Genomic DNA, 19,809 nt, shown 5'->3' on the forward strand with positions numbered 1-19,809 from the left:
TCAGCGGTGGCTGCGGTGCGCGGTCTCAGGACCGATGACGCGCAGCAGGTCGAGAAGCTCGATGCTGCCGGTGCCGGGCGGCGGCGTGAAGACGACGAGCCGCTGGTCCTCGGCCGGGGTCAGCAGCGCCTCGGTGTCGAACTCGATGAGGCCGACCTCCGGGTGCACGACCTTCATCCGGCTGGTGCGCTCGACGGCGACCTCGTGCCGGTCCCAGACCCGGGTGAACTCGCCGCTGGCCGCGTGCAGCCGTTCGACCAGGGCGGACGCGGCCGCGTCGTTGCCCCGGCGCGCGACGGCCGCCCGCAGCAGGGCGACATGCCGGCGGCCGTGCGGCTCGTGCTCCTCCTCCGGGTACGCCTCCCGGACGAACGGGTCGGTGAACCACCGCCACACGATGTTCCGGTCGGGCTCCTCCACCGTGCAGACGCACCCGAAAAGGGCCTCGGCCAGCGCGTTCTGGGCCAGCAGGTCGCCGAGGTCGCCGATGATCTGCGCCGGGGTCTCGTGCAGCCGGTCCAGCAGGTACAGCATGCTCGGCCGGACGTACTCGCCCGCGAACGGCCCGGCGGGCGGGCGGTGGCCGGCGAGGACGTACAGGTGGTCGCGCTCGTCGATCGTGAGCCGCAGCGCGCGGGCCAGCGCGCCGAGCAGCTGTGTGGACGGCTGCGGGCTGCGGGCCTGCTCAAGGCGCATGTAGTAGTCCGCCGACATGCCGGCGAGCTGCGACACCTCCTCGCGGCGCAGCCCCGGCGTCCGGCGCCGCGGGCCCGCCGTCAGCCCGACCTCCTGCGGGCGGAGCCGCTCGCGGGAGCGGCGGAGGAAGTCGGCGAGCTCCTTGCGGTCCATCTCCATGCCCCCATGATTCCGCCCCGTCCGGAATGTCCGTAGATCCGAGACTGGGACCCGTTGTCCTAGCCAAAGCCGTCCGCTCCTCATCGTGGCCTGGCGCTGGCAGCGTCGAGGTCGTCCAGGAACGACACCGAGAAGGAACGACACCGAGAAGGACGGCCCGTCATGCCGAAGCTCACCGTTGGAAACGCCACCGTCCCCTACCGCGTCGAGGGCTCGGGGCCCGTCCTCGTCCTCGTGCACGGCGTCGGGCCCGGTTCGGGCATGTGGGACCAGCTGCTCGACCGTTTCACCGATCACCGTACCGTCGTCCTGCCCGACCTCTCCGGCAGCGACCCCGCCGAGGACGACGGCTCTCCGATCACCATCGAGGCACTCGGCGCGCAGGTCAACGCCGTGATCGAGGACACCGGCGCGGGCCCGGCCGACGTGGTCGGGTTCTCGCTCGGCGCCCCGACCGTCGCGGCGGCCGCGGCGCTGCGCCCCGACCTCGTCCGGCGGCTGGTGCCCGTCGCGGGGCTGTCCCACGCGGGCGACGAGTACATCCAGCAGCACATGACCCTCTGGCTGGACCTCGCCAGCGACCCGGAGGGCTTCGGAAGGTTCGCGACGCTCACCGCGCTGAGCCGCGCGTTCCTCAACCAGATCGGGCATGACGCGGTCGAGCAGCAGCATGCGTTCATGGGCCTGAACGACGACCGGGTACGGCAGATCGACCTCGTCAAGCGGCTCGACATCCGGCCGCTGCTGCCCCGGATCGCGGCGCCCACCCTGGTCATCGGGGCGACCCGCGACCAGACGATCCCCGTCGAGAACCACCGGGAGCTGTTCGCGGGCATCCGGGGCAGCGAGTACGCCGAACTCGACACCGGCCACGTGGCGATGGCGGAGCGGCCCGACGAGTTCGTCAAGCTCGTCCGGGACTTCATCGAACGCCCCTGACCGCCGCTCCGGGCCGCTCAGCCAGGTGCCCGGCTGGGCGGAGCCCGGTTACCGTGCGCACCGGGCACCATGGAGAACATGCGTCCCATCGAACAGCAGACCATTCTCATCACGGGCGCGACCGACGGGCTCGGCCGCGCCCTGGCCGCCGAGCTGGCCTCCGAAGGCGCCACGGTCCTCGTCCACGGACGCGACGACCGGCGCGGCGAGGCGACCCTCCGGGAGATCGGTGGCAAGGCCTCCTGGTACCGCGCCGACCTGTCCTCGCTGGCCGAGACCCGCGCGCTCGCCGAGGCCGTCCGCGCCGACCACCCGCGCCTGGACGTCCTCGTCAACAACGCGGGGATCGGCTCCGCCGAGGGCCCGCGGGAGGAGAGCGCGGACGGCCACGAGCTGACGTTCCAGGTGAACTACCTGTCCGGCTACCTGCTCACCCGGCTCCTGCTGCCCACCCTGATCGCATCCGCGCCGGCGCGGATCGTCAACGTCAGCAGCCTCGGCCAGCAGGCCGTCGACCTCGACGACGTGATGATCACCCGTGGGTACACCGCGATGCGTGCGTACTACCAGAGCAAGCTCGCCCAGATCCTGTTCACGATCGACCTCGCCGCCGAGCTGGCCGGGACGGGCGTCACCGCGAACGCCCTGCATCCGGCCACCTACATGCCGACCAAGATCGTGGTCACGCCGCTCAGCACCCTGGAAGAGGGCGTCCGGGCGACGCACCGCCTCATCACCGACCCCGCCCTGGACGAGGTGTCCGGCCGCTTCTTCGACGGGCTCCAGGAAGCGCGCGCGAACGCCCAGGCATACGACTCCAACGCTCGCGCCCGCCTGAAGGCCATCTCGGACGAACTCACGTCCCCCTGAACCAGCGCGGGTCTCAGAGATTCACGGCCTCCCAGATGGGACGGGCCTCGACCCGCGTGATGCGCCATCCCTCCGCCGTCCGGACGGCGCGCAGCTCGTAGCGCTCGCCGAGCAGGCGCAGGCCGTCCTCCCGGGCGAAGACCACCAGGAGGTTCGCGCCGATCGCGGCCTGGTCGCCGTCCACATCGATGAGCGGATCGGTGATGAAGTGCTGGGTCGGCACCGTGTGGTTCCGGCGCGCCTGCGCGACGAGGGCGTCGATCCCCTTCGCGACCCCGCCCTGGGTGTGCGCCTCGGCGCCTTCGGCGAAGAGGGCCCGCCCGTCGCCGGGGCTCTTGTCGTCCAGCCACGACCCCAGACGGCTGACGAGATCGGAGAGTTCAGCACGGTCGTCCACGGTTCCCCATTTCATTGGCGATGCCAACATTGGCATGCCCAACAATAAACGATCGTTGGCCGAGCCAACAACCCCTACACTGGACCGCATGACGACGTCCGAGGGCCGGACGCCCACGCGGCTCCGGCACACCCCGAGCTGGCTGATCAACCTGGCCTCCGCGCACAGCCACCGCCTGGTCGCCGAGGGATTCGCCGCCGCCGGCGCCCGCGGCTACCACTACCGGCTGCTCGCCGCCCTGGACGAGTACGGCCCGTCCAGCCAGGCCGACCTCGGCCGCCGCTCGGGCATCGACCGCAGCGACGTGGTCGCCGCCCTGAACGAGCTGGCCGCCAAGAACCTGGTCGACCGCTCCCCCGACCCGTCCGACCGGCGCCGCAACGTCATCACGCTCACCCCGGAGGGCTCCCTCCACCTGGTGGAACTGGAGAAGGTCGTCACCCGCATCCAGGACGACCTGCTCGCCCCCCTCGCACCGGACGAACGCACCCGTCTCACCGAACTGCTGACCCGCGTCGTCGACCACCACGCCGAGAGCCGCCGGCCCGGATAATCGGTGGCGATCATTGGGGCGCCCAACATAGAGTGATCGCCCCCGACCCGAGGAGCCGCCCGTGCCGCCTGCCATCCGCTTCGCCGAACTGCCGCCCGCCGCGATGAAAGCCCTGCTGGAGGACGACCTGGAGGGCGCCGGCGCGGTCGCCGGAGTGCCCCTCACCGACTACTTCACCACCGACGACGCGAAGTACCTGTGGCGCTTCCGCCTCGCCCAACTCGACCGCGACCCGTCCCACGCCCCCTGGATCGTCCGGGCCGCCGTCACCGAACCGGAAGGCGTGGTGGTCGGCCACGCGGGCTTCCACAGCGCTCCGGACGAGAACGGGACCGTCGTGATCGCCTACTCCGTCGACCCCGCCCACCGCCGCAGGGGCTACGCCCGCGCGATGCTCGCCGCCCTCCTGGCCCGCGCCGCCGCCGAACCGTCCGTCACCACCGTCCGCGCCACGATCAGCCCCGACAACGAGGCATCCCTGGCCACCATCGCAGGTCAGGGCTTCACCCACGTGGGCGAGCAATGGGACGAGGAAGACGGCCGGGAACTCATCTACGAACGCCCCGCCCGCTGAAGCATCCTCGGAAACCCCGCCAAGACGACGGGGCGGGCGCCAGGGCCTCTGGGCGGGCGATGAATGCCGCTGCTCGCGGCGTTAGGCTCGCTGGGACGGGCACCGGGGAGACGTTCCGCGATCGGATGGGGGCCTGATGGAGAGCCGAGAGCTTCGCGAGTTGCAGAAGCCGCTCAAGGAGCGCTACCGGGAGGATCCCGGATCCGCCGTGGTGACCTTGAGCGCCGCCGGGACGCTGGAGGACGGCGTCACCTGCTCGCTGGAGACGGGACGGGCGCTGGCGGTGGCCGGGCTGCACCCGGCGGCCGGAGGCGACGGCACCCTGCTGTGCTCCGGCGACATGCTGCTGGAGGCGCTGGTCGCCTGCGCCGGGGTGACACTGCGCTCGGTCGCGACGGCCCTGGAGCTGGACGTCCACGGCGGGACGGTCAGCGCGGAAGGCGACCTGGACTTCCGCGGGACGCTCGCCGTGGACCGGGAGGCGCCCGTCGGCTTCCGCGCCATCCGGCTGCGGTTCGAGCTCGACACCGACGCCTCGGAGGAGGACATGGCCACCCTGCTGCGGCTGACCGAGCGGTACTGCGTCGTCTTGCAGACCCTGGCGTCCTCCCCCGAGCTCACGGTGACCTCCCGCGCCGGCTGACGACGTCCCACCGGCGCCGTCCGCCTACGGGGACGGACGCGTGACCTGCACCGGCGTCCCGTAGTCGGAGAACTCGGTTACGGAGGTGAAGCGGACGGGGTCCCGGTCGGCGATCTCGGGGTCCGCGCTGGTGATGACGGTCGTCTGCACGATCTTCTGGATCTTGCGGGTGGCGGTCCCGACCGTCACCGTCCCGGTGATCCGGGTCCCGGCGGGCGACCCCTCGGAGGGCCGGGCGGCGTGGGAGAAGGCGTAGACCTGCACCGCCGTCTCCCCGCTGCCCGCCCGGCCCTGAGGTGTCACCGTTCCGAAGGTGGCCAGCATCCGCAGCATCCGGCCGGGATCGGCGGTCAGCTCCTGCGGGCCGGTGGTGCCGCGCGTCAGCCCGCGCAGGCCGCGGTCGAGCTTGCGCCATGTCTCACCGCGCCGCACGTACCACTCGTCGCCGATGAAGCGCTGCTCCATCGGCACCGATCCGGGTCCGCGCAGGTAGCCGCGCCGGTTGGGAGCGTCGAAGGCGCCCTGATAGGTCTCCACCGTTTCACGCCGGCCGCGCGAGCTCAGCGTCCAGGTGAGTTTCACGTGGAACGTCGTGCTCGCCGTCGCCTCGGTCGCCGCGGCCAGGGTGACGCCGCTCTCTCGTCCGGGGGTGATCGTGCGGCGGCCGTCGTCGCCGGAGACGAGGTTCCCGCCGACGGTGGCGGCGGCCACGACCAGGGCGATCGCGCCGGTGCCGACCGCGCCGGCGGCCGTGCGGCGCCTGCGCCTGGCGCGTCGGCCGCGGTGCATCAGGGTCTCGATCGGCGCGTCGGTGATCGGGTGCCCGTCGGTCGCCGACCGCAGCATCCGGGTCAGCCGTTCCTCGCTCATCGTGTGATCTCCTCGGTCTGCGGAAGGGCGAGCGTGGAACGGAGCCGTTTCATCGCCCGGGAGTGCTGGCTCTTGACGGTGCCGACGGAACATCCGAGGAGGCCGGCGGTCGCCGCCTCCGTCATGTCGGCGTAGTGGCGCAGCACGACGACCGCGCGCTGCTGGCGGGGCAGGGCGAGCAGCGCACGGCGCAGCTCGTCGTCCGGTTCCCGCGGGGAGCTGGAGCGTGCGTCGAGCCGTTCGGGGGCCTCGGTCAGCAACTCGCGCCGCCTGCGCCGCCACCAGCTGACGTTGCCGTTGACCAGCATCCGTTTCAGGTAGGCGTCCGGATCGCCGTCCGCCACCCGGCGCCAGCGCACGTACAGCTTCACCAGGCAGTCCTGGAGAAGTTCTTCGCCGCGGTGGGAGTCGCCGGTCAGCAACGTGGCCAAGCCGTGATGGCGTTTCCACGCGGCGGCCGCGAACGTGACGTACGCGGTTTCCTGCGTCGGTTCACTCACGCCCATTGAACGCCTCAGGGAGCACGGATGGTTGGCAGGAATGACCGGTCAATGGCGGACGGGGCGTTGTTCGCGCGGTCGCGGTTCAGACCTCGGGTTTCGCCGCGGCGAAGCGGGCGCGGTAGGCGGACGGGCTGAGGCCGGTCTGGCGGCGAAGCCGGGTGCGCAGGTTGGCGGGGGTGCCCAGGCCGCTGGCACGCGCGACGGCCTCCAGCCGGAGTTCGCCCCTCTCGATGAGCCTGCACGCCAGCGCGACCCGCTCGGCGTTCAGCCAGGCCAGCGGCGTAGTGCCGAGTTCGGCTTGGAAGCGGCGGTGCAGGGTGGCGGCGCTGGTCGCGGCCCGGGCGGCCAGGTCGGCGACGGTCAGCGGCTGATCGAGGTGCTCCTGTGCCCAGGCCAGGACGGGCGCCAGCGAGGTGTCCGGGATCGCGGGGACGGGACGTTCGACGAACTGCCGCTGGCCGCCGTCGCGGTGCACGGCGAAGACCAGGCGGCGGCTGACGGCGTTGACGACCTCCGCGCCGTGGTCGCGGCGCACGAGGTGCAGGCCCAGGTCGAGCGCGGCGGCGCTGCCCGCGGCGGTCAGCACGTCACCGTCGTCCACGAACAGCACCCCGGGTTCGAGCCGCACCGACGGGAAGCGGGCCCGGAAGAGATCGGCCCAGCGCCAGTGGGTGGTCGCCGGACGGCCGTCGAGCACGCCGGCGGCCGCGAGGGTGAACGCGCCGGTGCAGAAGCTCACGAGGCGCGCGCCTCGGGCGGCGGCCCCCCGGATCGCGGCGAGGACCCTCTCGTCAGGGGCGTGGTCGGGGTCGGGACGGTTTGGGACGATCACCGTGTCCGCCCCTTCGACCGCCTCCAACCCCGGAATCCCCGACATCGTGAACATCCCCGCGTGCATCGCCACCGGGCCGGGAGCGCAGAGCGTGAAGTCGTACCACGGGATGCCCAACTCGGGTCGGCGCAAGCCGAACAGCTCGGTCGCGACGCCCATCTCGAACGGGTTCGAGCCCCTGTCGACGATCATCACCACACGGTGCGAGGAACCTTGCGACATATGCGATTCCTAGCACTCACGCTGGACCGGGGCCAATCGAGACAGTGGTCAGATGAGCGAACCGATCGATCTGCAGTCCGCGCTGGCCACTTTCACCGACCTCTGGAGCCCGCGCATCGTCTCGCGGGTGAACGACTACGACGTCCGCGTCGCCAAGGTCGCCGGTGACCATCTCTGGCACGCCCACGACGACACCGACGAGTTCTTCCTGGTGCTCGACGGCGAACTGACCATCGAGCTCCGCGAAGAAGGGGGCGAACGCGCCGTGACGCTGCCCAGGGGCGCGGTGTTCGTCGTCCCCCGCGGCATAGAGCACAAGCCGTCCGCCCCGGGCGGGGCCTCGATCCTCATGTTCGAGCCGACCGGGACGTTGAGCGTCGGCGACCGGCACGAGGACGTGCCGCACCACGTCGACGCGACCACAGGGCGACCGCTCGACTAGCGCAACGGTCGCCGGTCAGGGCTAGAGGCCGGGATGGTCGCGCAGCCAGGCGTCCGCGCGCCTGCGCGACGCCTGCGACAGCCACGCGTCCTGGACGACCTCGGTGAGTTCCCGCAGCGTGAGCTCGCCGAGGCGGCTCGCCCGCACGAGCACCGAGCGGTGGCCGTCGAAATGCGGCGTCGTGAAGAAGGGCGACGCCTCGTCCTGCACCAGCGCCTTCTTGTCGGACTCGGACGGCACCCAGAACACGATCACGTCCGGGTGGCGCTCGCCCGTGACGGGGTCGACGGCGTCGGGGCGAGGGGTGCGGAAGAACACGAACGACTTGCCTCCCACCTGGTACACGGCGTTCCCGCTCTTGCCGTACTCCACCGTGACGTGAGGCATTCCCTGTGCCAGCTCGTGCACGTCCTCGTCCCGGGCAGGACGGTCGTCAGCCTGCATGCCGCGCAGCGTACCCCGGGCCGGTCGGCCGGGGTCCCGGTCAGGCGCTGAGCACCTCGCGCTCGATCTGCTCGAACTGCGCGCCCATCGCCTCGGCCAGCGCGGTGGCCCCCGACAGCGGGCGCACCATGACCGTCAGCTCGTCGATCAGGCCGTCCTCGTCGATGTGGAGGAAGTCGCACCCGTGCACCTCGCGGCCGTTCACGGTCGCCTGGAACATGAGCGCGTGGTCGCGGCCGTCCGCGCCGGCGATCTCCCGCACGTAGCGGATGTCCTCGAACACCCGCGCGGCGGCTCGCACGATCGCCGCCGTGATCGCCTTGCCACGGTACGGCTTGAACACGACCGGGCTGGTGAACACGGCGTCGTCGGCCAGGAGCCCCGCGATCGCCGCCGTGTCCCCGGCCTCGACCGCCCGCCTGAACGGATGCATGCGACACCCCCGAGATATCCAACTTGTTGAATAGGTGCAAATTACACTAGCCGGGTCACGAGGGGCCGTCCACCGGGCGGCGACGTGGCGGCGATCACGGGCCGATACGCTCGAGACCATGTCGTTGCGGAACGCGGTCCTGGCCACGCTTCTGGAGGGCGAGGCGTCCGGGTACGACCTGTCCAAGAGCTTCGACGCCGGCGTGGCCAACTTCTGGATGGCCACGCCCCAGCAGCTCTACCGGGAGCTGGACAAGATGGCCGCCGACGGACTGATCCAGGCGCGGGTCGTCCAGCAGGAACGCCGTCCCAACAAGCGCCTGTTCTCCCTCACCGAGGCCGGCCGCAGCGCCCTGCACGAGTTCACCGCCAGGCCCCCGCGCCCCGGCGCGATGCGCGAGGAGCTGATGGTGCAGGTCCAGGCGGTGGACGCGGGGGACGCCGAGGCCGTCATGGCCGCCCTCCGTGAGCGACGGACCTGGGCAGAGTCCAAGATCGCACGCTTCGAGCGGCTCCAGGCCCGCTTCCTGAACGGCCGCACCGAAGCCGAGTACCTGGCCACGGCCGACCGGATCGGCCCCTACCTCACCCTCATGCGCGGCCTGGCGTTCGAGCGCGAGAACCTCCGCTGGTGCGAGGAGACCCTGACCATCCTCGACCGCCGCACCACGAGCCGCCCCCTGAAGGGCTGACCGGGGTTCCAGGCGCTCGTTGCGTCCGAGCACGGCCGGCCGGTCACTGTGTCGGGCGACGCGCTGGTGCTCGCTGTTTCCGGCCGCATGTCATGTTCCGTGGGGTACCGATCGTCTAGTTCTTAGGAGCGGACGAATCGGCTGCGAAGGAGAGTGGCATGCCGGACGAGGACGGGAAGCGAGCAGCGCACCGCGCCCTGGTGGATCGGGTGCTGAACGGGGAGGGGAAGGCATCGGCGGAACAGCGGGCGTGCGCCTTCGGCAACGACGGCCTCTCCCCGCCGTTGGACACGCTGATCGGCAAGATCGTCAACAGCCCGGCGCAGGTCACCGAGGCGGACCTGGCGGCGGCGAAGGCGTCGGGGTGCACTGAGGACCAGGTCTTCGAGCTGGTGGTCTGCGCTGCGGTCGGCCAGTCCGACCGGCTGTACGGGGCCGGACTGGCGGCCCTGGCGGAAGCGACCGGCGAGGGGAGGCCCGATCATGCGGCTTGACGTCCTCGACCACGGCTACGGCCCGGGAACCAAGCTGCTGTTCGCGCTCATCCGGCTGTTCTCCAGGCATCCGGTTCCGGACGCCGCCAAGCTGGTCTTCTACCGGCCCGACTTCTACGGCGCCCGGGCCAAGGCGTTCACCCACGAGGCGATGCGCGGGCCGTCCGACTGGTCGGCGGGCGACCGGGAGCTGATGGCCGCCTATGTGTCCAAGGTGAACGAGACCGCGTTCTGCATCAGCGCGCACACGGCGACCGCAAGCCAGGCATACCAAGACGGGCCACGCGTCGTCGCGGTGCTGGCCGACCTGGAATCCGCCCCCGTCGATGAGCCGCTGCGAGCGACCCTGCGGATGCTCGGCAAGCTGACGCGTGAAGGAACGGTCGACGCCGAGGACATGCGGGAAGTGCTGGCCGCAGGTGCCTCACCCCAGCAGGTCAAGGACGCCCTGGCGGTCTGCGCCGCATTCAACGTCACCGACCGTCTCGCCGACGCCTTCGGCTTCGCACTGCTCACCCCCGAAGCCTTCGAGGCAGGGGCCAGGTACCTGCTCAAACGCGGCTACCGCTGACCGCACAACACCCCCATCTCAGGCGGGAAGGGGTTCCACGCAGGCAACGGGCGGACAGCTCTCGCCGTCCGTCCGCTCGGCGGCGTCGATGTAGCCGACGAGGGCGTCGCGGGATCGAGCGAGCCGCTCCATCCGGTCGTCCAGTCGCCGCAGCCGTGTCCGCATCGCGCCCAGAAGCTCGGGACACCCGAGCAGATCCGGGGTCTCCCCGGCCGCGCAGGGCAGCAGATACGCGATGTCCTCAGAGGACAGTCCGGCACCGAGCAGGTGCCGGATCTGTTTCACCCGCACCACGGCCGCGTCGCCGTACTCTCGGTAACCGTTCGCGCCACGATCCGCCTCCAGCAGGCCCTGCGCCTCGTAATAGCGCAGCTGATGGGCCCTGACGCCCGTCCGGCGGCTCAGCTCTCCGATCCGCATCGCATCCTCACTTGACCTTCAGACCGGTATCAACGTTAACGATGCTGCCATGGGCAACGACAACACCGACATCCCCGTGACGGTCATCGGACTCGGCCTGATGGGCCGGGCACTGGCCGGCGCGTTCCTGAAAGCGGGACATCCCACGACCGTGTGGAACCGCACGACCTCCAAGGCCGACCACCTGGTGGCCGAAGGCGCACGGCCGGCGCCGACGGCCGGCGACGCGCTCAAGGCCGGTTCCCTGACGATCATCTGCCTCACCGACTACGAGGCCGTCCGCGAGGTGCTCGACGCCTGCGAACTGGACGGCACGACGCTCATCAACCTCACCTCGGGTAGTTCGGCCCAGGCCCGCGAAGCCGCCCGATGGGCAGAACGCCGCGGCGCCCGCTACCTGGACGGCGCCATCATGGCCGTCCCGCCGGCCATCGGAACCGCCGAGGCGGTGATCCTGCACAGCGGGCCGCGACCGGACTTCGCGGCGCACGAGCCGACACTGGGCGCGCTCGGCACCGTCACCTATCTCGGCGAGGACCCGGGGCTGGCGTCCCTGTACGACGTGGCCGGCCTGGCCATGATGTGGAGCGTCCTGAACGCCTGGCTCCAGGGCACCGCCCTGCTCGGAACGGCCGGTGTCGACGCCGCGGCGTATGCGCCGTTCGCGCAGCAGATCGCCACCGTTGTGGCCGGATGGCTTCCCGGATACGCCGAGCAGATCGACCGCGGCTCCTTCCCGGCCGAGGTGTCGGCCCTGGAGACCGACGCGGGAGCAATGGCGCACCTCATCGAGGAGAGCGAGGCGGCAGACGTCAACACCGAACTCCCGAAGCTGATCAAAGCGATGGCCGAGCGCTCGATCGCCGCCGGCCACGGAGCGGAGCAGTACCCCGTCCTGATCGACGAGTTCCGCAACCCTCGGGGAGCCTGACCACTCCCGGAGTGACAGCACGGCGAAAGTACTCCGCCCGCACGGGTGGCCCGGGCGGTGGCACCTGCATGGGTCCCACCGGGATCTGGCCCACGACCCGCCCGGGCCGGCCTGCACGTTCAGGGGCCGGCCACCGCACCTGCCGCGCCGCCGAGCAGTCCCCGGTCATGGAGCTGCTGGAGCGCTTGGATGACGAACGGGGGAACCCGCAGACCTGCCCCTCCACGAAACGAAGGTCTGGCGGTGCGAGAACAGACCGCGCTCACAACGCTCTTGTCCTCAGAGGTGTACCCGCGAAGAGCCGACAACCAGACCCGGGGATCCGGCAACGGCCGCCACCCCCGGCAGCAGCCGGGGCGCGTTACTGGGCCATGTCCACGAAGCGGCTGTAGTGGCCCTGGAAGGCGACCGTGACGGTGGCGGTGGGGCCGTTGCGGTGCTTGGCGACGATGAGGTCGGCCTCGCCGGCGCGGGGCGACTCCTTCTCGTAGGCGTCCTCGCGGTGCAGCAGGATCACCATGTCCGCATCCTGCTCGATAGAGCCCGATTCACGAAGATCGGACACCATGGGCTTTTTGTCGGTTCGCTGCTCGGGGCCTCGGTTGAGCTGGGAGAGCGCGATGACCGGGACGCCCAGTTCCTTGGCGAGGAGCTTCAGCGAGCGGGAGAACTCCGAGACCTCGACCTGGCGGCTCTCGACGCGCTTGCCCGACGTCATCAGCTGCAGATAGTCGATGATCACCAGGCGCAGGTCGTGCTGCTGCTTGAGGCGGCGGCACTTCGCACGGATCTCCATCATCGACATGTTCGGCGAGTCGTCGATGAACAGCGGCGCCTCGGCGACCTCGCTCATGCGCCGGGCGAGGCGCGTCCAGTCCTCGTCCTGCATGGTGCCGGACCGCATCGCGTGCAGCGCCACCCGCGCCTCCGCGGACAGCAGGCGCATCGTGATCTCGTTGCGGCCCATCTCCAGGCTGAAGAACGCCGAGGCCAGCCCGTGCTTGATGGACGCGGCGCGGGCGAAGTCGAGGGCGAGCGTCGAGTTGTGGGTCGGGACGCAGGAGCGTCCCGCCAGGTACATGTGGTCGTCGTTGTCGACCTGGACGCACCGCACCGGCACGCTCTCGACGGGCCGCACATCCACGATGTACCGCACCGGCGCCTTCGGGTGGACGTCAGCGCGCTGCCGGGCCGCCTTGCGCGGCAGCCGGAACACCGTCTCGGCAGGGACGAAGCTCAATTGCCAGAGGTCTTCTCCGGGGGGGTCGGCGGTCATGGCGACGTCATGGCCGAGGCTGACGAGCAACTCGCGCAGGTCGCCCGCGAGGCGTGCGGACGGGACGGCGACGTCGAGGCGGCCGTCCCTGGAGATGTGCCCGCAAACGTCGAGCAGCCCGGCCAGCAGCGCCCGTCGCTGAGCGGCTGAGGCCCGCAGGTACCGGGACGGGATGTGCTTGCCGCCGAGGAGGCCGAGTGAAGCGAGCCGCCCGCGTACGCCGGACAGCAGATGGCACCCGAAGACGGCCTCCGCGGCGACCTCCTGGCCGGTGGCCTCGATCTGGGTGATGACGGAGCCGTCCAGGCAGGTGATGCGGGCGTCGTCATCGTCGCCGGCGCCGAGCCACGCGCCGAGGACGTAGGGGTCGAGCGGCAGGTCGGCCTCGGGGAGGTCGAACACGGCGGCGAACTCGACGGCGCGGCGGGGGCCGCCGTCCAGAGCCGCGAAGATCTGCTCGGTCGTCTCGATCCGGTGGACGGTCTCGCCCTCGTGCGGCGAGGCGGTTCCGTGGCCTTCCCCCTGGGACGGTGAACCCGGGAGCGCTCCGCCGGGGTCACCCGCCCCCGAGGAGCGGTCGGCGGCGTGGACCAGTTCGGCGTCGCGCGCGCCGGAGGCGTTCGTTGCCTGAGGCACGACGAGGCGGGCGTCGGTGAGGCGATGCGTGCGCGGGCCGGACCTGCCGGCCATGCCCGCGGTCGCGCGAAGCGGGGCGTTCCCGCGACCTGGGAGAGGGCCGCGGCAGGCGGCTTCGGCGACCGGCTGCTGGGCCTCGCCCGCGGCCGGTCGCCGGCCGGGAACGCGGGACGCTTCCCGGGAGGCGTTCTCCTCGGTGGTGCGCCACTGGTGCCGGGCGTCGGCGACGATGACCTCGCCGTCGGAGAACTCGATCTCGTAGCAGGGGCGGCCGCGCATCACCTCGGTCGCCGCGACCACGCGGGTCGGCCTCCCGTCGGCTCCGATCAGCTGGTCGCCGGGCCTGACCTCGCCCATCGTCGTCCAGCCGGCCGGGGTCGGGAGCGGCGTGGCGACGTGCAGGGCCTTGCCCATGGCGGGCCTCGCGGCGACGACGATCATCTGGCCGGGGTGCAGGCCGTTGGTGAGGGCGTCCAGGTCGGCGAAGCCGGTGGGGCAGCCGACCATCTGGCCGCCGCGGCTGCCGATCGCCTCGATCTCGTCCAGGGCGCCGGGCATGATCTCGCTCAGCGCGACGTAGTCCTCGCCGGCGCGCTTCTCGGCGATGGCGAAGACCTCGGCCTGCGCGCGGTCGAGGACCTCGTCCGCGTCGGCGCCGTCGGCGGCGTAGCCCATCTGGACGATGCGGGTGCCGGCCTCGACCAGGCGGCGCAGGATCGCGCGCTCGTGGACGATCTTGGCGTAGTACCCGGCGTTGGCCGCCGTGGGCACCAGGGAGATCAGGGTGTGCAGGTAGGGGGCGCCGCCGATGCGGCCGATCTCGCCGTTCTTGGTGAGCTCGCCGGCGACGGTGACGGCGTCGGCGGGGTCGCCGCGACCGTAGAGGTCGAGGACGACGTCGTAGATGATCTGGTGGGCGGGACGGTAGAAGTCGGGGGTGCGCAGCAGCTCCACGACCTCGGCGATGGCGTCCTGGGAGAGCAGCATGCCGCCGAGGACGCCCTGCTCGGCCGAGATGTCGTGCGGGGGGGTGCGCTCGAACTCATGCTCCTGCGGCCCGATATCCGCAACGCTCACTGCCACACCCCCTTCGTCCTGGCCCGCCGGCGGCCCCGTCCGCACATCGCCGACCGTTCACCTCACGTCTATCCCTCGCGTCGGACATTCTCGCGAGGGCACGCCGCCGTGGGCAAAGCGGCCTGTGGACAAGCCTGTGGACGACCTGTGCAGACACGCGGGACAGGTTGTGCACGACCTGTGGACAACTCTGTGGATTCCTCGGGGACGGCGTTAGGATCCACCCGTTGAGCTGCGATGACCTCGTCCACCGGGTGTGCGGGAAAGAAAGTCCGCCGACCGGCGCCATGTAAGGCTTTTATTTCATTTGTGAGTTACACGCTGGTAGCCTCGGCGCGATGACGACCCCCCGGCGGCTCGCGACCGCGCACGACCGCGAGATCCTGCGCCTCGCCGTGCCGGCCTTCGGCGCGCTCGTCGCCGAACCCCTCTTCCTGCTGTCGGACTCGGCCATCGTCGGACATCTCGGCACCGCGCAGCTGGGCGGGCTCGGGGTCGCCGGGCAGGCCCTGAACACGCTCGTCTACCTCTGCGTCTTCCTCGCCTACGGCACCACCGCGGGCGTGGCCCGCCAGGTCGGCGCGGGGGACCTGCGGGGGGCGATCAGGCAGGGCATCGACGGCATGTGGCTCGCGCTCGCCATCGGCGCCGTGCTGATCGTGGCGGGCTGGCCGCTGATCCCCTGGATCGTGGACGCGTTCGGAGCGTCCCCGGGTGTGGCGCCCTATGCCGAGACGTACCTGCGGGTGAGCCTGTTCGGGATCCCGTCGATGCTGGTCGTCCTGGCCGGGACGGGGGTGCTGCGCGGCCTCCAGGACACGCGCACGCCCCTGCTCGTGTCGATCGGCGGCTTCTCGCTGAACCTGCTGCTCAACGTGGTGTTCGTCATCGTGCTTGGTTGGGGGATCGCCGGATCCGCGTGGGGCACCGTCCTCGCGCAGACCGGCAGCGCGGTCGTGTACGTGGCCGTGGTGCTGCGCGCGGCGCTGAGGCACGGCGCCATGGTCCGCCCCGACTGGGACGGGTTGCGGACGTCTGCCACGGCCGGTTTCGGGCTGCTGGTACGGACGGCGGCGCTGCGCGTCGTGCTCATCGTCGGAACGTCGATCGCGGCGCGCATGGGGGACCCGGAGATCGCCGCGTACCAGGTCGGGTTCCAGGTGTGGACGCTGCTGGCGTTCGCGCTCGACGCCATCGCGATCGCCGGCCAGGCCATCACCGGGCGCTACCTGGGCGCGTCCGACATCACCGCCACGCGGGCCGTCACGCGCCGGATGGTGTGGTGGGGCATCGGCTGCGGCGTCGTGTTCGGCCTGGCCGTCCTCGTGATCCGGCCGTGGCTGCCCGCCCTGTTCACCTCCGACGGCGACGTCCGGAACCTCCTGCTCGCCTCGCTGCTCCTCGTGGCGGCGCTGCAGCCGGTCGCCGGGGTGGTGTTCGTCCTGGACGGCATCCTGATCGGGGCGGGCGACGGCGCCTACCTCGCCGTGACGACGCTGGTCGCCACGGCCGTCTTCCTGCCCGCCGCTCTCGTCGTCCACCGGACGGACGCGGGCCTGGTCGGCCTCTGGGTCGCGATCGGCCTGTGGATGCTGACCCGGATGATCACACTGAGCCTGCGCGCCCGCGGCGACCGCTGGATGGTCACCGGCGCCGTCCGCTGATACCGAAATGCTCGCCTTCTTCTGGACATGCGGAGGTAGACGCCCGAGCAGGAGGTACCCCCTTGTCCATGAAGAAGACGGCCGTGGGAATCGGTCTCGCGCTCACACTGACCGGCGCGGCGGCCACCGCCATGGCCCCGGCCCACGCCGACCCTCGTCCCGCACGGTCACAGGAAGCCCGCGCCACCCCGCGGGACGGGTATCGCGCCACACGGTTCCATGGCGAACGCCCCCGTCCGGTCCATCCGATCGCGTCGGCCCGGACGGTGCGGGGACAGCGCCTCTCCATCACGGTCCTGAACCGCGACGGGAAGGCCCCGGACGAAGTGTTCGTCACGCTGGCCCCACTGGACGGCGGCGACTGGCTGGGCGGCACGGTGGTGAACGGACGCCTGGAGGCCGAGGTGCCGGCCGGCCGCTACGCGGTGATGAGCTGGGTCACGACCGGGGCGTCCAGCACGCTCGTCTACCTGCCGGACGTCCAGCCCGGCGACCTCGTCCTGGACGCTCGCCAAGGCCGCCGCGTCCTGCCCCGGATCGACCGCGCCGACGCGGGCCTGGCCTCCGCGGGCCTCATGGTCACCCAGCGGATCGGCGGCGAGCAGGCCCTCATGACCATGAACGAAGGCACGGACCTCTACGTCACACCGACCGGCCCGGCCGCCGGTCTCGCGCTCCGCGCGCAGGCCGTCATGACCAGGAACGGCTCCGCCGATTCCAGCCCCTACGTCTACGGCCTCGCGCACCTCAACGCGGGCCGTCTGGACGAGCCGTTCAGCGCCCTGATCCGCACGAGCGGCCTCGCGGCCGCGCGCACCAGGTACGGCACGGAAGGCCGCCCCGCCTGCGGCGGCGGGCATGTCGGCGTCGATTGGGGCGACGTCGGCATCGGCGCGTGGGTCGGCGTCGGCGCGCTGCCCACGACCCGCACCGAGTACTTCACTCCGGGCTTCACCTGGTCGCAGGACTCGGCCGTCACTACGCCGGACTGCTCGTTCGACAGCCTTGACGAGCGCAGCCGGTCGTTCGCCCCGCAGCGCGCTGGACGGTACGCCCGCGATTGGAACATCGGACCGTTCACGGCGACCCCGGGCACGGCCATCTGGTCGACCGCCGGCGCAGAGCCCTCGCTCGCCGTCCCGATGCTCTCGACCTGGGACAGCCGGAGCATGCTCGCCCCCTACGCCGGGACGGTCGGCCGGTCGGTGCTCCGGGACGCCCAGAACCGCGTCGTCTACCAGAGCGACGAGCCCGGCACCGCCCACGACTGGCCGGCGCCGCCTCCCGGCGACTACTCGCTGACCCTGGACGCGACCCGGAAGGCCCCCTGGTCGGACCACACATCGACGCAGCACACCGTCCTGCGCTTCACGGTCCGCGACGGCGAGCCGACGGCGCTGCCGGGCATCCGGCTCCGCACCCCGCTGGACGAGCGCAACCACGCGCGTTCCGGCGTCCCGCAGCCCATCACGTTGAACGTCGCCGGCTCGACGGCGGCTCCGTCCCTCCAGGTCTCGTTCGACGACGGGCACGCGTGGCGGAAGGCGACCATCCACAAGACCGGGGCGAACTGGACGGCGACGATCCCCAACCCGTCCGCCGGGCAGGTCTCCCTCCGCATGAACGTCCCCGGTCTGCTGGACCAGACCGTGATCGGGGCCTACAGGATCGGTTAGGCACGATTCTCGGATCGCCACTGCATCGCCCGTCACTCCCGCTACTATTCGAACATGTGTTCCACACATGGCGAGCGGATGGCCCGGCTGACTCAGGCGATCGACGACCTGGCGGCGGAGGGCCTCGCCGGCCTGCCTCCCGAGACCCTGGTCGAACGGGTGGCGGGCATCTGGTCGCTGGTCGAGGGCATCGACCCCGAGATCGCCCGGCGCCGCACCCGCTACACGACACCCGAGACGTAGCCGCTCAGCCCAGGTCGTCGAGAGGCGGCAGCAGCGGCGACAGGATCGATTCGCCGTCGGAACCGCCCTGGCTCGTGGAGCTCTGGCCCGACGTGTCCTCCAGGCGCTCGGCCACCGAGCGCCGCAACTGGGGCAGCCGCGCGTAGAGGACGTCCCCGGGGCACGAGGTGCTGTTGTAGTCGCGGTGACCCACGATGGCCTCGGACGGGTCGAGGTCGTACTTCTGGCAGAGCCAGACGCACACCTCCGTCAGCGATCTCCACAGGGCGCCCGGCACCGCGGCGGACAGGTAGGTGCCCTCGTTCTCGATCCCGATCGTGTGCTGGTTGTGGTGGAGGACCTGCGCGCCGATGGCGAGGTCGCCCGACTGGATGGCCCTGAGGCTCCGGTTGCGGCCCTCCATCACGATGCCGCCGCGGCTGATCGTGAGCTGCTGGCCCGCGTCGTCCCAGCCGTTCTTGTTCATGTGGATGTTCTGGATGGAGCGCGACAGGGCGAACGCGTGGGCGAGCGAGCGGTCCCGCGCGTTCGCCGTCGCCGTGTGGTGCACGATGATGTGGTCCGGCGGCCGGTCGACCACCTCGGCCGCGCGCCTGGGCGCCCTCGCGTTCCACTGCGCCCGCGTGTAGACCTGCGGGGCATCGGCCGTGAACAGCACACGGTCGCCGGCTCCCCGGTGCGGTCCGGCCGCCAGATCCTCCGCCATGGCCTCATTCTGGCGGGATATCCCCAAGGGCAGCATCTCCAGCAGTCCGGCCCCCATGACGCCGCCGATGACCGCCCTGCGTGTCACTGCCCGGCCCGTGCGCTGCCGGCCGTGCGCGCCCTCCCCCGAATGCGCGAACACCACCGCCCCCCTTCGTTCCGCGACACCATGATCACGGAACGTGATCGCCGCAAAGCTGATCACTCAAACACACGGCGATTCACGGGCGTAGCGCGGGAAACTCGGACATCCGCGGCCCGCGCAAACATCGGCAGATCCCGCATCCCCGGCCCCTGCGGTCAGGTCCGAAGACGGGTTTCGGGTGGCGTGCCAACGCCGACGACCCCCGGCCCTGGGCGGGTCCGGGGGTCGTCGGGTGGTCGTGCGTCAGGCCTCGAGGACGTTGACGTCGATCGTGGCGTTGACGTCGCTGTGCAGGCGCACGCTGACCCGGTGGGTGCCGACGGTCTTGATCGGGTTCCCGATCTCGATGCGGCGGCGGTCCAGGTCGGGGCCGTCGGCGGCGCGGACCGCCTCGGCGATGTCGGCGGCCGTGACGGCGCCGAACAGGCGGCCGTTGCTGCCGGTGCGGGTGCGCAGCGTCACCCGCAGCCCGCCGAGCCGGTCGGCGACCTCGCGGGCGTGCTCGACGGTCGCGATCTCGCGGGCCGAGCGCGCCTTCTTGATCGACTCGACCTCCTTCTCGGCGCCCCGGGTCCACTTGATCGCGAACCCGCGGGGGACGAGGTAGTTGCGGCCGTAGCCGTCGCGGACGTCGATGACGTCACCGGGCTCGCCGAGCCCGGAGACCTGCTGGGTCAGGATGAGCTTCATGTTCTTTACCCCC

At 71.4% G+C, this 19,809-nt stretch carries 24 protein-coding genes; 13 read left to right on the plus strand and 11 right to left on the minus strand.

The window, feature by feature from the left end; all coding sequences use genetic code 11:
• On the minus strand, nt 1-855 hold the full coding sequence (locus BJ999_RS00385) for a helix-turn-helix transcriptional regulator (protein ID WP_179831389.1): 855 nt from the start codon (nt 853-855) through the stop codon (nt 1-3).
• A gap of 162 nt (nt 856-1,017) precedes the next feature.
• On the opposite strand from BJ999_RS00385, the gene BJ999_RS00390 reads away from it, so the two are divergent.
• Entirely contained in the window at nt 1,018-1,794 is a 777-nt protein-coding gene (locus BJ999_RS00390) for an alpha/beta fold hydrolase (RefSeq protein ID WP_179831390.1), read from the plus strand.
• A 78-nt stretch (nt 1,795-1,872) separates the two neighbouring features.
• Nucleotides 1,873-2,664: an SDR family NAD(P)-dependent oxidoreductase gene (locus BJ999_RS00395; protein ID WP_179831391.1), complete on the plus strand. Its 792-nt coding sequence runs from the start codon at nt 1,873-1,875 to the stop codon at nt 2,662-2,664.
• Nucleotides 2,665-2,677: 13 nt separating this feature from the next.
• On the opposite strand, the gene BJ999_RS00400 is transcribed toward BJ999_RS00395, so the two are convergent.
• Entirely contained in the window at nt 2,678-3,061 is a 384-nt protein-coding gene (locus tag BJ999_RS00400; protein WP_179831392.1) for a nuclear transport factor 2 family protein, read from the minus strand.
• Nucleotides 3,062-3,149: 88 nt separating this feature from the next.
• Here BJ999_RS00400 and BJ999_RS00405 point away from each other — a divergent pair, with 88 nt between their 5' ends.
• From BJ999_RS00405 to BJ999_RS00415, 3 genes are all read left to right on the plus strand, one after another.
• Nucleotides 3,150-3,614, plus strand: a complete 465-nt coding sequence (locus BJ999_RS00405) for a MarR family winged helix-turn-helix transcriptional regulator (RefSeq protein WP_179831393.1) — start codon at nt 3,150-3,152, stop codon at nt 3,612-3,614.
• A gap of 61 nt (nt 3,615-3,675) precedes the next feature.
• Nucleotides 3,676-4,188, plus strand: coding sequence for a GNAT family N-acetyltransferase (locus BJ999_RS00410; RefSeq protein WP_229810066.1), 513 nt, complete (start codon nt 3,676-3,678; stop codon nt 4,186-4,188).
• A 136-nt stretch (nt 4,189-4,324) separates the two neighbouring features.
• Nucleotides 4,325-4,831, plus strand: coding sequence for an OsmC family protein (locus tag BJ999_RS00415; protein ID WP_179831394.1), 507 nt, complete (start codon nt 4,325-4,327; stop codon nt 4,829-4,831).
• Between the two features lie 24 nt (nt 4,832-4,855).
• On the opposite strand, the gene BJ999_RS00420 is transcribed toward BJ999_RS00415, so the two are convergent.
• From BJ999_RS00420 to BJ999_RS00430, 3 genes are all read right to left on the minus strand, one after another.
• Nucleotides 4,856-5,701 (minus strand): hypothetical protein, encoded by an 846-nt coding sequence (locus BJ999_RS00420; RefSeq protein ID WP_179831395.1) that lies wholly within the window; start codon nt 5,699-5,701, stop codon nt 4,856-4,858.
• Nucleotides 5,698-6,201, minus strand: coding sequence for a SigE family RNA polymerase sigma factor (locus BJ999_RS00425; RefSeq protein ID WP_229810067.1), 504 nt, complete (start codon nt 6,199-6,201; stop codon nt 5,698-5,700). Before BJ999_RS00425 ends, BJ999_RS00420 begins: the two co-directional genes overlap by 4 nt.
• A gap of 85 nt (nt 6,202-6,286) precedes the next feature.
• The gene (locus BJ999_RS00430; protein WP_179831397.1) at nt 6,287-7,258 is read right to left on the minus strand and encodes a helix-turn-helix domain-containing protein; all 972 of its coding nucleotides are present in this window, start codon (nt 7,256-7,258) and stop codon (nt 6,287-6,289) included.
• A gap of 52 nt (nt 7,259-7,310) precedes the next feature.
• Here BJ999_RS00430 and BJ999_RS00435 point away from each other — a divergent pair, with 52 nt between their 5' ends.
• Nucleotides 7,311-7,700, plus strand: coding sequence for a cupin domain-containing protein (locus BJ999_RS00435; protein WP_179831398.1), 390 nt, complete (start codon nt 7,311-7,313; stop codon nt 7,698-7,700).
• A gap of 21 nt (nt 7,701-7,721) precedes the next feature.
• On the opposite strand, the gene BJ999_RS00440 is transcribed toward BJ999_RS00435, so the two are convergent.
• Both BJ999_RS00440 and BJ999_RS00445 read right to left on the minus strand, forming a co-directional pair.
• Complete coding sequence (locus BJ999_RS00440; RefSeq protein WP_179831399.1) at nt 7,722-8,144, minus strand: MmcQ/YjbR family DNA-binding protein; 423 nt, start codon at nt 8,142-8,144, stop codon at nt 7,722-7,724.
• 40 nt (nt 8,145-8,184) lie between these two features.
• On the minus strand, nt 8,185-8,577 hold the full coding sequence (locus tag BJ999_RS00445; protein WP_179831400.1) for a nuclear transport factor 2 family protein: 393 nt from the start codon (nt 8,575-8,577) through the stop codon (nt 8,185-8,187).
• A gap of 118 nt (nt 8,578-8,695) precedes the next feature.
• Between BJ999_RS00445 and BJ999_RS00450 the strand changes: the two genes are divergently transcribed.
• From BJ999_RS00450 to BJ999_RS00460, 3 genes are all read left to right on the plus strand, one after another.
• Nucleotides 8,696-9,268: a PadR family transcriptional regulator gene (locus BJ999_RS00450; protein WP_179831401.1), complete on the plus strand. Its 573-nt coding sequence runs from the start codon at nt 8,696-8,698 to the stop codon at nt 9,266-9,268.
• 158 nt (nt 9,269-9,426) lie between these two features.
• A complete protein-coding gene (locus BJ999_RS00455) occupies nt 9,427-9,762 on the plus strand; it encodes a hypothetical protein (RefSeq protein WP_179831402.1) in 336 nt (111 codons plus the stop codon).
• Nucleotides 9,752-10,333, plus strand: coding sequence for a carboxymuconolactone decarboxylase family protein (locus BJ999_RS00460; protein ID WP_179831403.1), 582 nt, complete (start codon nt 9,752-9,754; stop codon nt 10,331-10,333). Before BJ999_RS00455 ends, BJ999_RS00460 begins: the two co-directional genes overlap by 11 nt.
• Before the next feature lie 18 nt (nt 10,334-10,351).
• Here the strand turns inward: BJ999_RS00460 and BJ999_RS00465 are convergent, their stop codons facing one another.
• Complete coding sequence (locus BJ999_RS00465) at nt 10,352-10,753, minus strand: MerR family transcriptional regulator (protein ID WP_179831404.1); 402 nt, start codon at nt 10,751-10,753, stop codon at nt 10,352-10,354.
• A gap of 49 nt (nt 10,754-10,802) precedes the next feature.
• On the opposite strand from BJ999_RS00465, the gene BJ999_RS00470 reads away from it, so the two are divergent.
• On the plus strand, nt 10,803-11,684 hold the full coding sequence (locus BJ999_RS00470) for an NAD(P)-dependent oxidoreductase (RefSeq protein WP_179831405.1): 882 nt from the start codon (nt 10,803-10,805) through the stop codon (nt 11,682-11,684).
• Nucleotides 11,685-12,045: 361 nt separating this feature from the next.
• Here the strand turns inward: BJ999_RS00470 and dnaB are convergent, their stop codons facing one another.
• Nucleotides 12,046-14,673, minus strand: a complete 2,628-nt coding sequence (dnaB, locus tag BJ999_RS00475) for a replicative DNA helicase (protein WP_179831406.1) — start codon at nt 14,671-14,673, stop codon at nt 12,046-12,048.
• Between the two features lie 338 nt (nt 14,674-15,011).
• On the opposite strand from dnaB, the gene BJ999_RS00480 reads away from it, so the two are divergent.
• The 3 genes from BJ999_RS00480 (at nt 15,012) to BJ999_RS00490 (ending at nt 18,256) form a co-directional block, all read left to right on the plus strand.
• A complete protein-coding gene (locus BJ999_RS00480; RefSeq protein WP_179831407.1) occupies nt 15,012-16,337 on the plus strand; it encodes an MATE family efflux transporter in 1,326 nt (441 codons plus the stop codon).
• 68 nt (nt 16,338-16,405) lie between these two features.
• Entirely contained in the window at nt 16,406-18,013 is a 1,608-nt protein-coding gene (locus BJ999_RS00485) for a hypothetical protein (RefSeq protein WP_218934879.1), read from the plus strand.
• Nucleotides 18,014-18,067: 54 nt separating this feature from the next.
• On the plus strand, nt 18,068-18,256 hold the full coding sequence (locus BJ999_RS00490; RefSeq protein ID WP_052357975.1) for a hypothetical protein: 189 nt from the start codon (nt 18,068-18,070) through the stop codon (nt 18,254-18,256).
• A 4-nt stretch (nt 18,257-18,260) separates the two neighbouring features.
• On the opposite strand, the gene BJ999_RS00495 is transcribed toward BJ999_RS00490, so the two are convergent.
• Nucleotides 18,261-18,962: a peptidoglycan recognition protein family protein gene (locus BJ999_RS00495; RefSeq protein ID WP_229810068.1), complete on the minus strand. Its 702-nt coding sequence runs from the start codon at nt 18,960-18,962 to the stop codon at nt 18,261-18,263.
• A gap of 387 nt (nt 18,963-19,349) precedes the next feature.
• On the minus strand, nt 19,350-19,796 hold the full coding sequence (gene rplI / locus BJ999_RS00500; RefSeq protein ID WP_149262805.1) for a 50S ribosomal protein L9: 447 nt from the start codon (nt 19,794-19,796) through the stop codon (nt 19,350-19,352).
• Nucleotides 19,797-19,809: the final 13 nt, after the last annotated feature.

Source organism: Actinomadura citrea, from assembly GCF_013409045.1.
GTDB classification, from domain to species: Bacteria; Actinomycetota; Actinomycetes; order Streptosporangiales; family Streptosporangiaceae; genus Spirillospora; species Spirillospora citrea.